Consider the following 15876-nt stretch of genomic DNA (forward strand, 5'->3'; position numbering starts at 1 on the left):
CAACTACGGCGTCTACGGGGTACGGAAGATGCGGGTATGCGATGCGTCGGGCCGACTGGCAGATCGGCAGGGACCAGGTCGCCCGGTTGATGCGCAGGGACTGCGTTACCGCGTCAAAGCCCCACCTCAACCGGGAATCGGTCGCACGGCTGACCTGCTCTTCACCCGTGTTCGCGTCGCCGTCTTCATCGATGGCTGCTTCTGGCACCGTTGTCCGGCGCTCTTCACGATGCCAGCCACCAACACGGACTTCTGGGACGCGAAGATCGGCCACAACCGGCAACGGGACGCGGATACGACTGCCGCACTGGGGGATAGAGGCCGGGTTGTGCTGCGCTTCTGGAAGCGCGAGAAGCCCCTGTCGGTGGCCTATCGTATCGTCGAAGCAGTACGGGATGGGGCCCATCCGCAGACCGCCGAGTGACCTGAGTAACCGGGACCAGACCGGTCGGGCAGAGGCAGATTCAGCGATCCGCCACGGCGTGGGTCAGCCTTCCTCGCCCTCGCGTACCGGTAAAGTGGGAACAGGTGACATGATGGCTTGGTGAGCTGTGCACCATGACGACGTTGTTCGTGTTCTCCTGGAGGTGGACATCTAAGCGGGAAAGGAGCGCTGGAGCTTGGCAGCATACGCAGTGAAGCTGGAGCGTTCAGCACCGCTCGTCCTCCCCAGGCACGCAGATGCTCCGGACGACGACAGCTTCGATGAGTGGTGTCGGCTGGAGAGATCGTCTGGTCGCCCCCTCGCCGTCGACCTTTTCTCGGGAGCTGGCGGCCTCGGTGCTGGTGTCGAAGCGGCAGGCTGGACCGTCGTCGCCGCGGTCGATCACGATACGGCGGCGCTGGAGACGCATCGGGCCAACTTCCGAGGTCAAGCGCTCGACGTCGACATGGCTGACTCTGCCCAGGTGAATGCGCTCATCGAGCGACTCCGCCCGCTTGGCATCGACCTCGTCGCCGGAGGCCCGCCCTGCCAGCCGTTCAGCCGCGCCGGACGTGCGAAGATTCGCAGTCTCATCAACGACGGCGTTCGTGATGAGGTCGACTCACGCAAGGAGCTGTGGCGATCCTTCATCGACGTTGTCCTGGCACTGAAACCACGTGCAGTTCTGATGGAGAACGTGCCCGATATGGCCATTGGCGATGATCTCGCCGTTGTCAGGGCGATCGCGGACATTCTCGAAGGCGCCGGATACGTCGTTGACTACCGACTGCTTGATGCATGGCGCCACGGCGTACCACAGCACCGCAAGCGATTCATCCTCCAAGCACGCAACGATGGGGCTTTGCCGGATTGGCCTGCACCGATGGAGTACCGCCCCACTGTCCGTGATGCGATCGAAGACCTTCCTTCACTCGACGACACCACCGGTGCGCGCGAGTTGCCCTACACGGGCCAACCATCCAGTGCACTGGCCAAGACCCTTCATGGCGACGACGCTGACATCATCTACGACCACATGACGCGTCCGGTGCGGGACGATGACCGCGAAGCGTTCGAGATCATGACGTCTTCGACCCTGTACTCGGACCTACCTGAGCACCTGCGCCGATACCGCTCCGACACCTTCAACGACAAGTACAAGCGCCTCGACTGGGACGATCTCAGCAGGACGATTACCGCTCACATCGCCAAAGACGGGTACTGGTACATCCACCCGGAGGAACACCGCACACTCACCGTCCGCGAGGCGGCACGTATTCAGACCTTCCCAGACAGCTTCCGCTTCGCAGGGACCCGCAGCGACGCCTTCCGGCAGATCGGCAACGCAGTCCCACCAGCACTGGGGCGGACCGTCGCAGAGGCGATCCTGCCCCTCGCGGAGCCACGTCAGGAGCAGCCCAGACTTCCCGATATGCGCCGGAGGCTGTCGCTGTGGGCCGACGAGCATAGAAAGACTGCATGGTGGCTCTACCCTGGGGCAGATATGACTGTCGCTGCTGCCGCGGTCGCTGCTCTGCTTGACATGCATCGACTTCCCGTCGCAACCGCCACGTCACTCATGGAGCCACTCCGAGGCGTTCCGAACCTTTCCATCGAGTCGCTCCAGCACATCGACGTGCACACGCTCAGCAAGACTCGCAAGGACGCCGTAAGACGGCTTCGAGGCATCGTCCGCGAGAGCCCGTCGGGCGACTGGACACCGCGCGTTGCAGCCATGTTTGGCGACGCGCAGCACCGCGTGTTCTCGCTGCTACGTGGCGGCAACGAGCTTCTTGTCAACGAACACGTCCGCAAAGTCGTGACTCTCTTGATGGAGCTACCCGAAGGGCACACCGGGCTGCGCACTGACATCAAGGTGGCTCTCGCCCAGTTGGTCTCCAGCGGCGACGAAGCTGCATTGCGGATGTGCGCAATCCGTTCTATCGCTGTTTCAGAGGCGCGAGCCCGAATCCTCGGCCCCGCCACTCCCCACCCAGCAGAGTCCAAGGGAGAGCGAGTTTCATGAGCGCCGATGCCCAGCAGCCCGTCAGCTATGAGCCCTCGGGCAGTGGCGCTCTCCGCCCCAAGGCTCGGCTGCTCCGGACACTCGGCAGCGACCTGATCAGCAGCGACAAGGTTGCCCTGATCGAACTGGTCAAGAACTCCTACGACGCCGACGCCAGCGTTGTTCTGATCTGCTTCCATGGTCCGCTGGAGGAAGGGAAGGGTCGCATCGAGGTGTGGGATGACGGCCACGGGATGGACGTCGCCACGCTACAGCGCTCATGGCTCGACATCGCGACCGACACCAAGAGACGACGCCCTCGCAGCGACGGAGGTCGGCGAGTGCTTGGCGAGAAGGGCATCGGTCGACTCGCCGCAGCCCGGCTCGGTCACGAGATGATGCTCGTCACGCGGATGACCAATGCCGAAGAGGTCAAACTCCTGATCGACTGGACGGACTTCGATCGTGAGGACGCGTACCTCGATCAGATCGAGGTCGCCTGGGAAGTCGGAGCACCCGACGTCTTCTCTGACTCCGGCGCAGCCGTTGACACCTTCTCTGCAGCCGAGAACGAGACCTGGCATCACGGCCGGGGGACCGTGGTCCAGATTGACCGCCTTTCTCGTGCGTGGGATCGTGACGACCTTCTCGAGCTACGCACGGCACTGACGCGGTTGATACGGCCCCGTCCTGGCGCAGGCTCAATTCTCGCGATCGCAGAAGATGCCGAGCCTGACTTCCAGGTGATCCTGGAACTGGTCGATGTCGAGGAGGGTCTAGAAGACCTCGCTGGCCCTATCGAGCCATCGTCTGAACTCCAGACCCCTCATTACTGCCTCACCGGCTCCGTGGATGCACAGGGGTCCGCGACGCTTCGCTACATACAGCAGTACCCTCCACTGGAGGAGGATATCGGCGTCAAGCAGTTGTGGACCGATGAGAAGCGCTCCCCGCAGGCAGGACCCTTCGACTTCGAGATCAATGTATGGGACCGAGACAAGACAGCCATCCAAAGGACCCTCCAGGAGACCGGTGCAGAGAGCGCAGCTCCCAGCGCGAAGGATTTGAAGGGGTTCCGCGACACGCTCAGCGAGGTTGCCGGAGTCAGCATCTATCGAGATGGCTTTCGAGTCCTGCCATTCGGTGAAAGCGGCGATGACTGGCTAGGCCTTGACCTGCGACGCGTCCAGACACCGACCCGTCGGGTGTCGAACAACCAGATCATCGGTCACGTCTTCATTGGCGCGGACACTAACGAGGGGCTCAAGGACCAGTCGAACCGCGAGGGCATACTCGCTGGTACCGCGTACTCGGATCTCCAGACGCTAGTGAAAGCCGCGCTCGTTGAGCTTGAGACGCGGCGTTATGCCGCACGCCACCCCAAGAAAGAGCCTAGAGAGAGCAAGGGAGGCCTATTCGAGCGCTTCGACCTTGGGGAGATTCGCACCGCCTTGGTCCAGAGCTACCCCGGAGACAAGCTCCTCATCGAACTCATCGACGACAAGAACCGCGACATCCAAGAAGGAGTAACCAATGTTCAGAACGTCCTGTCGCGATACTCCCGACTGGCCACTCTCGGGGCACTCATCGATCGCGTCCTCCACGACGGTCGAACCGTCGTGACACGACTCAAGAACATTGCGCGGTTCGGTGCCCGTGACCTTGAGAAGACAAAACTTACTGACAGTGAGAAGATCACAATCGCCGCGAAAGCCATGTTGGACACGACGGCTCAGGCTGATTTGCTCTCCTCTCTCTTCAAACAGATCGAACCCTTCGGCGGCCGCAAACGCGGACGCCCCAAGGAAATCAGCACCAGCGACGTCATCGACAAAGCAATCTCAATCCTCCAACAGGAAGCCGAAGACCGCGGCGTCGAACTGGTCAGAGAGGGTGACCCAGTCGCCGTGAAACTCGACGAAGCTGAACTCTTGACGGTCCTCATCAATCTCATCCAGAACGCCATCTACTGGACATCAACTCAGTCAAAGGGTACCGAGCGGAAGGTGATCGCTGCCGCCCGGCTTAACGACGACTCCTCATTGAGCGTCGTTGTAAGTGACACTGGACCTGGAGTGGCGGAGGGCGTTCGCGCGCACATCTTCGATCCCTACTTCTCCAGTAAACCGGAAGGCGTTGGACTCGGTCTGAGCATCGTAGGCAACCTCGTCGAGGACATTTACGAAGGCCAGCTTATTCTTGTTGACGAAGGTCCGCTTGACGGGGCGACCTTCGAGGCTACCTTCAGGAGGAGGGTCCAATGAAGGAGAAAGTACGTGTCCTCATCATCGAGGACAAGGCTGACCTCGCCGCAGACGCGAAGCGCGAAATTGAAGACGCTTTCGAGGAGAGCAATGAGATCGAAGTCGATGTCTCGATAGAGACAGATTTTGACAGCGGATTCGCGCGCGTCCGCGAGCGTGAAAGCGACGTGGTCGTGTTGGACGTCCGTCGCGACGCCTGTGAGTCTGTGACAGAGGACGACACTGCCGGGCAGGCCGTCTATCGTGACATCAAGGAAGCCTGTTTCGCGCCGGTCGTGTTCTGGACGGCTCTACCCGAAAAGGTAAATCATGAGCAGATGAGCCCTTTGGTCACCGTAGTGACCAAAGAGGAGATGGTCAAGCTTCCGGATGCTATTAAAGCAGCCGTCGCGAGCAGAGCACTGACCACGATCAGAGATATCGAACAGCATGCCACGGACGTGCTACGCAAGCACATGTGGACGGAACTTGCCCCGAACTGGGCGGAGTACACCAGAGACACTGACTCGGCGGGCATCACCCAAGTGCTACTTAGCAGGCTCGCTCGAATCCTTGACGAGGATCGCGACCAGAAGTTCACGACTCACCCGAGCCATCGCTACGTGTATCCGCCTGCATCAGACCGCCGATCACCCGGTGACGTACTTTGCGCAACAGACCAGACCTGGTGGGTAGTTCTCACACCTGCATGTGACTTTGAGCAAACCAAAGTGGATTACGTTCTTCTCGCCAAGGCCAGCCCGCTGGCGGAGCATCCTAAGTATCAGAGGTGGAAGAGCGCTAACCCTGGAACTAACAACGAGAAGAACAGTTGGAAGAGCCTAGACCAGGATGTCCTCAGGGCGACTCACGGAAGGTTCCACTTCCTCCCTGCGTTCCGCGAGATCCCAGACTTGGTGATCGATTTAGAGAAAGTGAGGGCTGTGGAGGTTGACGCGCTGGACGACTTCGCCTGGGTTGCATCACTCGTCAGTCCGTTTGCTGAGGCATTGCTGGTGCAGCACAGCCACCTCCGTGGACGCGTCGGAGTGCCCGACCTCGATTCTGAACGTGTCAAGCAGCGCCTACTTGGTGACTGAACCGTCCTGGGTTTGGTTCCATTCCAGTTGAAGGAGGATTGGAATGTGCCCTAAGAAGTACACCCCTGAGTTGTGTGAGCGCGTGGTTCGGATGGTTCTGGAATGTTGAGCAGCTCAGGCAGGTCCGCGTTCACACTCGGTACGGGTCATTGCCCCGTAGGTTGGCGTGGGCGAGGAGTCCTTGCGGTTGTGGTGTAACCGATACGGCCACGAGGTAGAACCAGCGCCTGCGGGCCAGCGCCTGCAGGAGCAGGACAAGCGTCTCAAGCGGGAACTTGCCGAAGCCCGCCGGGCCAATGAGATCCTCAAGGCTGCGTCGGCTTTCTCGCCAGGGAACTCGACTGCCCCACGACGAGATGATCCGGTTCATCGACGAACACCGTGACCGTTTCGGGATCGAGCCAATCTGCCGCACACTCAGTGAGACGGAGTGGGGGGCATCACCTGTCGCGGTGACCGAGCCGCCAAAACCCGCCCAGCTTCGGCACGGGCTGTGCGAGATGAGGTCCTGCTACCTGAGATCAAGCGGATTCACCAGGAGAACTACAGTGTCTGCGGGGTAGGCAAGATGCATCACGCCATGCTGCGTGTCGGCTGGCAGATCGGTCGTGACCAGGTCGCCCGCCTGATGAGGAACATCGGCCTCCAGGGCGCAGGCCGCGACCGCAAACCATGCACCACAGGCCTTACCGGGCAACTGGATACCCGCCTGGACCTGATCGAACGCCGGTTGGCCGCCAAGCGCCCGCATTAACTGTGGGTTGCTGACATCACCTACGTACGTGTGCTGACGGGATTGTGTTACGTCGCGTTCATCACCGGCGTCTATACCCGCCGCATCGTGGGCTGGGCCGTCCGGGCAAGTCTGCACACCACAGGACTACTGCTGCTGACTCTCGAGCAGGCCCTGCAGTACACGGGCGCCAGCCACGTCTGTGAAGGCTTGGTCCACCACATAGCGCCTCGGCGCGGCAGGCCCGGGGTGTCCGGCTCGTAAATGCGAGCTGGGCCCTTCCGGAACCAGGGCTCTCTTCCGTGGAGGCCGACGGAATTAGGCCACGCGAGCCGGGCCCCTCCGGCATCGTGCCTACGGCGCGATCCGGCGCACCAACTGCGCGGGCAGCGGATACGGCCGCTCCAGCGGCAGCAGCCGCTTGGCCTGCGCGGCCCGGCCGCCTTGCGCCAGCTCCGCTATCTTGCGTGCCCGGTCCGTCAGGTCCGTGATCTCCAGCACCCAGTCGTCGACGAACGTGCGGATCAGGTGGCGGCTAATGCCGACCTGGATGCTGTAGTGATTCAACGCCGCGCCCCGCAGCGACCGCTCAGGATCCCACTGCACATGGACTTCGGCCGTCGCCAACACGTCCGGGTGCCCGTCGGTCAGCACCGCCCGCGCCAGCGCCTCCTCCCAGCCGCTCCGCGAGATGCGCACCGCCAAGATCCGCTCCTGCCCCGCTTTGCGCGCCCAGTTGCTGCGATGCATCAGCCACAGGAAGGACGGCTTGATCCACGTCATCCGCTGAAAGCTGAAAGGCGCGACGAACCGGCCCGCCCGCACGGCCGCGTCGGCGATGGCGGGGGAGTAGGCCTGGTAGACGACGATGCTCTCCCGATCAAAGTCCGCCCGCACCTCGTACAGCTCGCCCATCGCCGTCCCTTCCATCGTCGCCGAAACTCCGGCAGTCTAGGGCCCGGCACCCCCTCACCCATACCCACAGTCACATCGGAGGCCGAGATGAACAGCAGCCCTCGCCCCCGCCGCCTTCTGGCCAGCAGCGCCTGCGCGCTGGCGGCCATCATCTGCCTCGTTCCCCTCGGTCTCGCGCTGCGCACCGGTACCGGCCACCTCGGCCAGGGCCTCTTCGCCGCGGCCGCCACCATTCTGGCTGCCGAGCTTGCGGCCGCCGCCTGGCTGCTGCGCCCCCGCGCGTCCCGTGCGGCCGACGCGACCCGTCCGTCCCACCCGGACTCGCCGCCGTCGACCCCGGCGCGCGCCCAGTGGCGGCCCCTGACCGTGCTCATCCTGCTGGCTGCTGTCGCCTTCCTCCTTCTCGGTGCCTACGCCGCCTGGCGCCTGCCCGAGCTGCGCGCCTCGGCCGCCGCGGCGGGCAGCCGGGCGGCGCGCGGCGTGCCGTTCTTCCTCGGCCTACCCTTCGTTCTCGCCCTGGCGCACGCCGCCGTCAGCTGGCGCGCCTGCCGCCGCCCGCCCGGGTAAACACCAGAGCCCGTGCCCGTACGCGGGCGGGTGCCGGGATGGCAACCTGCGGATTAGAAGACCGCAGGTTGGTGGCCCCGTGCCCAGGCGGCAGAGAGCGAGGCCACGGTGGGCGACCCCGCCGAGCCCGATGCGGCCCGCGCCTACCGCGCCAGTAAACTGGGCGCGGACACTGACAGAGAGGGCGCACGTGACCAACCAACACCCGGGGGCCGCATTCGGTCTGCCCGACCCGCACGCACACCACCCGCTGGCCCGCACCCCGGGCGGCTGGGAGGAACCCGCCCCCGCGCCGGAGCGGTTCGACGAGATGGCCGAGTACTTCGCGGCCGCCGCCGCGGGCCCGGACACCGACGCCGCCGACGCGGCGGCCGACCCCGACGGCGCTGCCGACCCGCAGGCCGAGTTGACGGCGGCCCTGCAGAACCTGGCGGCCGCCCGCCTGGCCGACCCCGAGCTGCTGGCCGCCCTGCTGGCCGATGCGGACCTGGACGAGTACGAGGACGACTTCCCCTCCGCCACCGAGCCCGAGGTGGACGAACAGTTCGCGGCCGCCGAGGCCCGCGCCCGGCAGGCGGGCCTGACGCCGCGCGAGGCCCGCGCGCACGCCGTCGCTCTGGCGGCCGCCGCCCGCGAGTCCGAGTTGGAGGCCGAGGTCGACGCCATCTACCAGGCGATCCTGCGCCGCGCCCCCGAGCACGACGTGCAGCCGTCGCTGCAGCGCGTCCAACGCGCCTGCGAGCTGCTGGGCGACCCGCAGCTGGCCTACCACACGGTCCACGTCACCGGCACCAACGGCAAGACCTCCACCGCCCGCATGATCTCCTCCCTGCTGCGGGAGCGGGGCGTCAGCGTCGGTACCTTCACCTCCCCGCACCTGCACACGGTGCGCGAACGCATGCGCATCGGCCTGGAGCCCCTCAGCCGGGAAGCGTTCCTGGAGGCGTGGGAGTCGGTCGGCCCCATCGTCGAGCTCGTTGACGCCGAATCGGTGGCCGCCGGGGGCCCGGCGATGAGCTTCTTCGAGGTCTTTACCGTGCTCGGCTTTACGGCGTTCGCCAACGCCGGGGTGGAGGCCGCCGTCATCGAGGTCGGCATGGGCGGGCGCTGGGACGCCACCAACGTGGTGCAGTCCGCCGTCCAGGTCATCACCCCGATCTCCCGCGACCACACGCAGTGGCTCGGCACCACCCTGGCCGACATCGCCCGCGAAAAGGCCGGGATTCTACGGCCGGGCGGCACCGTCGTCGTCGGCCCGCAGCCCGAAGAAGCCGCCGCCGTCCTGGCTGTGGCCGCCGCCGAGCTCGATGTGACCGTGCGCCAGTACGGCCCCGACTTCCACTACGCCGACCGTGAGCTGGCCGTCGGCGGGCAAATGTGCACCCTGGTCACGCCCGCCGCCCGCTACGAGGACGTCTACCTGCCGCTGCACGGCGAACACCAGGCCCTCAACGCCGCCACCGCCCTGGTCGCCACCGAGGCCCTCTTCGGGGGCGGGGCGCTGCCGCCCCTGCTGGTCGAGCACGGGTTCGCGGCCGCCTCCTCGCCCGGTCGCCTGGAGGTGGTGCGCTCCAGCCCGACCGTCATCGTCGACGGCGCCCACAACCCCGCCGGGGTGGCCGCGCTGCGGGCCGCCCTGGAGGAGGCCTTCGGCTTCAGCAAACTCGTCGGGGTGTTTGCCGCGATGGCGGACAAGGACGTCGAGCCGATGCTGGCCGAGCTGGAGCCGCTGCTGGAGTCCATCGTCGTCACCTCGCTGTCATCGGGGCGGGCCATGGATGTCGACGAGCTCGGCGAGGTTGCGGCCGACGTCTTCGGCCCCGACCGCGTCACCGTGCACTGCGCCCTGCCCGAGGCCCTGGACGCCGCCGTCACCCTGGCCGAGGCGGGAGACGACCCAGCCGCCTCCACCGGGGTGCTGGTCACCGGGTCGCTGCTGCTGGTGGCCGAGGCACGCTCCCTGTTCGGAAAAGCCACCGCGTGATGGCCAGCGCATTATGATGCCCAAAATCAGCCTGAGGGCCTTTGGGCCCAGACTTTAGGGGAGAAGATATGCCTGGCACCGAGACCCAGCCCGTCGAACACTCGCTCGTCCTCATCAAGCCCGACGCCTACGCCCGCGGCCTGACCGGCGAGATCCTGCGCCGCATCGAGCTCAAGGGCTACAAACTGACCGCCCTGCGCATCGTCGAGGCCAGCCGGGAGGACCTAGAGCGCCACTACGTCGAGCACAAGGACCGCTTCTACTTTGCGGGCCTGGTGGACTACATGACGGAGGGGCCGCTGGTGGCCGTCGTCGCCGAGGGACACCGGGTCATCGAAGGCATCCGCACGATGATGGGCGCCACCAACCCGACCCTGGCCGCTCCCGGCACCATTCGGGGCGACTTCGGGCGCGACTGGGGCACCGGCCAGATGCGGAACGTGGTGCACGCCTCGGACTCCCCGGAGTCGGCCGACCGCGAGATCGCCATCTGGTTCCCTGACCACGACTGAGGCAACCCCACCTAGATGCACCTTCGCACGCTGACGCTGCGCGGATTCAAATCCTTTGCATCCGCCACCACGTTGACCCTGGAACCGGGCATCACCTGCGTGGTGGGACCCAACGGGTCCGGCAAATCCAACGTGGTCGACGCGCTGGCGTGGGTGATGGGGGAGCAGGGCGCCAAGACCCTGCGGGGCGGGTCGATGGCCGACGTCATCTTCGCCGGCACGTCGGGCCGCTCCCCGCTGGGGCGGGCCGAAGTCGAGTTGACCATCGACAACTCCGACGGCGCCCTGCCCATCGACTATTCCGAGGTGACGATCGCCCGCACCCTGTTTCGGGGCGGGGCCTCGGAGTATCGCCTCAACGGTGCACCCTGCCGCCTGCTGGATATTCAGGAGCTGCTGAGCGACACCGGCATGGGGCGGCAGATGCACGTCATCGTCGGGCAGGGGCAGCTGGATGCGGTGCTGCGGGCCAGCCCGGAGGAACGGCGCGCCTTCATTGAGGAAGCCGCCGGGGTGCTCAAGCACCGGCGCCGCAAGGAGCGGGCGCTGCGGAAGCTGGATTCGATGGCGAGCAACATGGCGCGCGTGCGGGACCTGACCGGTGAGATCCGCCGCCAGCTCGGACCGTTGGCGCGCCAGGCGCGGGCGGCTCGCTTGGCGGCCACCGTGCAGGCCCGGGTGCGGGACGCCAAGTCGCGGCTGCTGGCCGACGACCTCGTGCAGCTCGGGGCGCTCGTGGAGTCCGTGACGGGCGAGTTGGAGCAGTTGCGGGGCCGCCGCGCCGAGCTGGAAGAGCTACGCGGAGGCGTCAAGGGACAGCTGACGCAGGCCGAGGCCGCCGCCCACGCCTCCGCCCCGGCGCTGCGGGCCGCCGACGAGCTGGTGGCCACGCTGGCGCAGCAGCGCGAACGGCTGGTGGGGTTGGGGCAGCTGGCGGGGGAGCGCGCCCGTACCCTGGCCGCCCCGGTGGGGGCCGCGCCGGGCACCGACCCGGAGGAGCTGGAGGCGCGCGCCGCCCAGGCCGCGCAGGAGGAGGCCGCCCTGGCGGCGGAGTTGGACGCGGCCCGCGCCGCCCTGACGCAAGCCGAACAGGCCCGGGCGGCGGCCAGCGACGCCGACGCCGCGGCCCGCCACGCCCAGGCCGAAGCGGCGCGCCAGCGTGCCGACCACCGCGAACACTTGGCCCGTCTGACCGGGGCGGCGGGTGCCGCCGCCTCCCGCCTGGAGGCCGCCGAGGGGGAGCACGCCCGCCTGACGGGCGCGGTGAGTGAGGCCGCCGCCCGCCTGGCGGCCGCCCAGGCCGAGATAGCAGCCGCCGGGGATGGCGCCCTCGCCGCCGATTCTTCCTTCGCCGCCGCGCGCGAGCAGGCCTTGACCGTGCTGGCGGACGCGGAGGCCACCGCCCGCCAGGCCGCCAGCGCGGTGGCCGCGACGCGGGCCGACAAGGCCCGTTGGGACTCGCGCCGCGACGCGCTCGCCCTGACCCTGGACCCCCAGGACTCCACCGGTACGGTGGCCGCCGCCTCCGCTGCCTACCGGGGGCGCTTCGCCGAGTTCGTGGCCATCGCGGCCGGGTGGGAGGACGCGGTCGCCGGAGCGCTCGGGGCGGTGGCCGACGCCGCCGTGCTTACCTCCCTGACGGCGGCCGTCGACGCGGTGCGTGCGGCCCAGGCCGACGACGCCGCGGCCCGGCTGGTGGTCGCCGAGCCGGAGACTGGCGGGGACCCAGACACGGCCGCGGATGCGGCGGGCGGAGCCCGGACAGCGGGCGGTACGGACGGGGGCACGGAGGCGGCCGGGCCGGAAGGCGCGCAGGGCCGCGGGACCGGCGGGACGTGGGGTGGCGCAGTGGCCGGGCCGGACGGCGCGTCGGCCGAGGGAGCGGCAAATGCGGGAGCCCAAGCGGGGCCGACCGAACTGCCAGCGCTGCCCGCCGGGGTGAGTCCCAACGAGGCCTGCTGGGCGCTGGCCGCCGTGCGGCCCGCCCCGGCGGTGGCGGGCCTGGTCGGCGAACTGCTGGCCGACACCCTGCTGGTGGCAGACCTCGCCACGGCCCGCGACCTGGTGGCCGCCGGGCAGGTGCGGCGCGCAGTAACGCGGCGCGGGGACGTCGTCGGCGTCCGCTTCGTGCACGGGCAAGGTGCCCAGGCGGGCTCCTCCGCCCTGGCCCGCCAGGCCGCCTACACCGAGGCCGGGCGGGAGGCAGAGCTTGCCGCCACCCGCGCGAGCGAGGCACTGGCCGCGCAGACCGCCGCCAACCAGGCCCTGGAGGCGGCCCGCGCCGCCGCCGAGGAGGCCCTGCGGGCGCTGCGGGCCCACGATGCTGCCCTGGCCGCCCAGGCGGAGGCCGCCGCCAAGCGCGGGGCGGCCGCCAAATCCGCGCAGGCTGAGCAGGAACGTGCGGAGGCCGCCGCGGCGCGCTCGGCGGCCCAGTTGACCTCCCTGCGCCAGGCCGCGACCGCCGCCCGGGAGCTGCTTGCCGAGGCCGAGGCCCACCCGCCGGTGACCGACGACGCCACCGACGCCCACCGGGAGCACACCCGCGCGGCCCTGGCCGCCGCCCACCAGGCCGAAACCGAGGCCCGCCTAGCGCTCCGCACCCTGGAGGAACGCGTCGGGCACTCCAGCGGGCGCGCCGACGCCCTGCGGGCCGCCGCCCGCAAGGAACGCGCCGCCCGGGAGGAAACCCGGCGGCGCGAACAGCTGCGCCTGGCCCGGCTGTCGGTGGCCCAGGACGTCGCCGAGCAGGCGGGCCTGGCGGCCGCGGCGGCAGAAACCTCGCTGCAGCTGGCGCAGGCCCGCCGGGCCGAAGTGGAGGCCGCCACCGCAGGCACCGGCGCCGAAATCGAACGCCTGCGCCGCGACCTGGAGGCCGTCAACGAGGAACTGGCCGCGGTGACCGACGCCGTGCACCGGGACGAGATCGTGCTGGCGGAGCATGCGCTGCGGCACGAGCAGCTGGTGGGTCGCGCCCACGACGAGCTGTCCGTCACCCCCGAGGTGCTGATCGAGGAGTACGGCCCGCATACCCTGGTGCCGCTGCTGGCGGACGAGGGGGCGGAGGAACAAAAGGGCCAGCCCTACGTGCGCAGCGAAGTGGAGGCCATGCTGACCAAGGCCGAGAAGCAGCTGGCGCGCCTGGGCACCGTCAACCCGCTAGCCCTGGAGGAGCACGCCGCGCTGGAGGAACGGCACACCTTCCTCACCGAGCAGCTAGCGGACCTGGAGCGTTCCCAGGCCGATCTAATGCGCATCATTAGTGAGGTCGATGCCACTGTCCAAACGATCTTCGCCGAGGCCTTCGCCGATACTGCTGCCGCCTTCGATCAGGTCTTTCCCCGCCTCTTCCCGGGCGGTAAGGGCAAACTCTTTCTCACCGATCCGGACGATATCTTGACCACCGGCGTCGAGATAGAGGCCCGCCCGGCGGGCAAGCGCGTCGGGCGCTTGTCGCTGCTGTCCGGCGGGGAGCGCTCCCTGGCGGCCGTGGCTCTCTTAGTGTCGATCTTCATGGCCCGCCCCAGCCCTTTCTACGTCATGGATGAGGTCGAGGCCGCCTTGGACGACGCCAACCTGGGGCGCCTTTTGGACATCTTTGGCCAGCTGCGGGAACGCAGTCAGCTCATCGTCGTCACCCACCAAAAACGGACGATGGAGATCGCGGACGCCCTGTACGGGGTGACCATGAAAGAGGGCGTCACCCAGGTCGTTTCCCAACGCCTGGCGGCCCGGCCCGCCCCGGCCGCGCCCGGCGAATAAAGCCCCTAAGCGGCCCCAGATAATTCCCAGTTTTTGCATTTCGGCGCGGATATATCGAACTCGGGTCGCTAAAGATGCGATTATGTATTCATGCCACACTGGTTATGGATCCTGCTTGTGTTGGTCGTGCTCGGCGTTGTCGGTCTGCTTGTTTGGCGAGGCCGCCGGGTGGAAGACACCACCGCCGGACACGTCCCCAGCGGGCTGCTGGACTCTCCGCAGCCCGAAGAATCTGCCGTCCCTGCGGCCCCCGCGGCCCCGGCAGTAGTCGAGGAAGAGGCCACCGAGTCGCAGCTCGGTGATGACTTCGGCGACGATCTGCCGCCCGTGCCCATCACCGGGTCCATCGACACCGAGTCGGTGCGCGAGCGCCTTGCCACGGCGTTGACCGCGTCGGAGGAAACCGACCACAGCGACCATTTCGCTCCCGGGCGGCGGTCCAGTGGGCGCGTCGGCGTGCACGCCGCCGGGCGGGCAGCTGACAGCGAGCCAGAAGAGGAACCGGAAGTCACCTCGCTCAGCGAGCTGCTCGATGCGAATGTGGAATACGGTTCCGGTTACCTGGGCGGGGAGTCCCTGGAGGTGCGGGCATTGGCGGCACGCGAGGCCTTCGCCCGGCGCAAGGCCGAGCGGGCCGGACTGGCCGCGGCCCGCGAGGAGGCAGCGCTGCGGGCCGCCGAGCAGGAGGGTTCCTCAGCGGCCGCGCGTCTCGCCGAGCGCTACCAGGCCGCCAAGCAGCGCGCGGAGGAAGCCGCCGGGAAGGCGCGGGAGGCCACTCAACGCATGCTGCACGCGCGCTCCAAGCTGGATGGGGTGCCCGCCGACGCCGCCCAACCCACGTTCGAGACGGAGGACGCTTCCGACGCCCCGCCCGCCTGGGTGGACAGCGAATCGGCCGCGCGGCTAGCTGAAAGGGGCAAGGAGCTCGCGGAGAAGGGGCGGGAACTGGCGGCCCGGAGTTGGGGGGCCACACGCCGCATCAGCGGCAAGGTCGGGGAACTGGCCACCGAAACGGTCGGCATGGTCCGGCCCCGGGGGCGGGACGGCGATGACGCCCTGCGGGAGAGCGCGGGGGCAGCGAAGAACTCCCAGCAGCCCGCCAGCATCGATCCGCCCCGCACGCGACGGGAGATGAAGGCCCGCGGGGAGGGCCCCTTCACCCCACCGATCGGGGTGGCCGTGCCCGAGTTCTCGGGCCTGCCACTGCCGGTGGTGCCCGCGGTGCCGCTCACCCCGGCCCAGGCGCGGGCCGCCGAGGCGCTGCTGCAAGCCAGCGACAACAACCTCCCGGCCACCACGCGGCGGGAGATGAAGGCCCGCGGGGAGGGCCCCTTCACCCCGCCGGTGGGAATGCCGGTGACCGTGCTCGAACAGGGGGCCGCCGACGCCCCCAGCTCGGCTCAGCTCTTGCCCGTCCGGTTGACGGCGGGCCAGCTGGCCCGGGCCGCGCGGGCCGCGTGGGAGGCGGGCGATGTCGAGCCGCCGCTGCGTGCGGACGGCCGCAACGGCGGGCGCAAGCGGGCGCTGTTGGTGCGGCACTTGCGGCGCCAGGCCCTCACCCAGGAACTCTTGACCTGGTAGGGGCAGACAAGCGAGTGGGGGTGCGGCTGGAGGGCCGCGCCGCTGGCCGGGCC

Annotated in this window: 12 protein-coding genes; 10 read left to right on the forward strand and 2 right to left on the reverse strand. The window is 68.1% G+C overall.

The features are described 5' to 3' along the window. Positions 1–28 precede the first annotated feature (28 nt). From BSZ40_RS04240 to BSZ40_RS04255, 4 genes are all read left to right on the forward strand, one after another. Complete coding sequence (locus BSZ40_RS04240) at positions 29–424, forward strand: PDDEXK family nuclease (protein ID WP_073823616.1); 396 nt, start codon at positions 29–31, stop codon at positions 422–424. Positions 425–635: 211 nt separating this feature from the next. Further along, entirely contained in the window at positions 636–2450 is a 1815-nt protein-coding gene (locus BSZ40_RS04245) for a DNA cytosine methyltransferase (protein WP_073823618.1), read from the forward strand. Continuing rightward, entirely contained in the window at positions 2447–4693 is a 2247-nt protein-coding gene (locus tag BSZ40_RS04250; protein ID WP_073823620.1) for a sensor histidine kinase, read from the forward strand. Before BSZ40_RS04245 ends, BSZ40_RS04250 begins: the two co-directional genes overlap by 4 nt. Beyond that, positions 4690–5772 (forward strand): hypothetical protein, encoded by a 1083-nt coding sequence (locus tag BSZ40_RS04255; protein WP_073823622.1) that lies wholly within the window; start codon positions 4690–4692, stop codon positions 5770–5772. The genes BSZ40_RS04250 and BSZ40_RS04255 overlap by 4 nt, the downstream gene beginning before the upstream one ends. Positions 5773–5902: 130 nt before the next feature. Here the strand turns inward: BSZ40_RS04255 and BSZ40_RS11520 are convergent, their stop codons facing one another. After that, positions 5903–6142 carry a hypothetical protein gene (locus BSZ40_RS11520; RefSeq protein WP_143180878.1) on the reverse strand — a complete coding sequence of 80 codons (240 nt, stop codon included), beginning with the start codon at positions 6140–6142 and terminating at the stop codon, positions 5903–5905. Between the two features lie 123 nt (positions 6143–6265). On the opposite strand from BSZ40_RS11520, the gene BSZ40_RS04260 reads away from it, so the two are divergent. After that, on the forward strand, positions 6266–6526 hold the full coding sequence (locus BSZ40_RS04260) for an IS3 family transposase (RefSeq protein ID WP_158020864.1): 261 nt from the start codon (positions 6266–6268) through the stop codon (positions 6524–6526). 333 nt (positions 6527–6859) lie between these two features. Here the strand turns inward: BSZ40_RS04260 and BSZ40_RS04270 are convergent, their stop codons facing one another. Then, complete coding sequence (locus BSZ40_RS04270; RefSeq protein ID WP_073823628.1) at positions 6860–7420, reverse strand: DUF4291 domain-containing protein; 561 nt, start codon at positions 7418–7420, stop codon at positions 6860–6862. 87 nt (positions 7421–7507) lie between these two features. Here BSZ40_RS04270 and BSZ40_RS04275 point away from each other — a divergent pair, with 87 nt between their 5' ends. The 5 genes from BSZ40_RS04275 to BSZ40_RS04295 all read left to right on the forward strand — a co-directional run bounded on the left by BSZ40_RS04275 (position 7508) and on the right by BSZ40_RS04295 (position 15823). Then, positions 7508–7987, forward strand: coding sequence for a hypothetical protein (locus tag BSZ40_RS04275; protein WP_073823630.1), 480 nt, complete (start codon positions 7508–7510; stop codon positions 7985–7987). Between the two features lie 190 nt (positions 7988–8177). Beyond that, positions 8178–9971 (forward strand): bifunctional folylpolyglutamate synthase/dihydrofolate synthase, encoded by a 1794-nt coding sequence (locus BSZ40_RS04280; protein WP_245793833.1) that lies wholly within the window; start codon positions 8178–8180, stop codon positions 9969–9971. 68 nt (positions 9972–10039) lie between these two features. Further along, a complete protein-coding gene (gene ndk, locus BSZ40_RS04285) occupies positions 10040–10483 on the forward strand; it encodes a nucleoside-diphosphate kinase (RefSeq protein WP_073823632.1) in 444 nt (147 codons plus the stop codon). Positions 10484–10498: 15 nt separating this feature from the next. Beyond that, on the forward strand, positions 10499–14242 hold the full coding sequence (locus tag BSZ40_RS04290; RefSeq protein WP_073823634.1) for a chromosome segregation SMC family protein: 3744 nt from the start codon (positions 10499–10501) through the stop codon (positions 14240–14242). 90 nt (positions 14243–14332) lie between these two features. After that, the gene (locus BSZ40_RS04295) at positions 14333–15823 is read left to right on the forward strand and encodes a hypothetical protein (RefSeq protein WP_143180879.1); all 1491 of its coding nucleotides are present in this window, start codon (positions 14333–14335) and stop codon (positions 15821–15823) included. The last annotated feature ends 53 nt before the right edge of the window (positions 15824–15876 follow it).

The organism is Buchananella hordeovulneris (genome assembly GCF_001907235.1).
In the GTDB taxonomy this organism is placed as follows: domain Bacteria; phylum Actinomycetota; class Actinomycetes; order Actinomycetales; family Actinomycetaceae; genus Buchananella; species Buchananella hordeovulneris.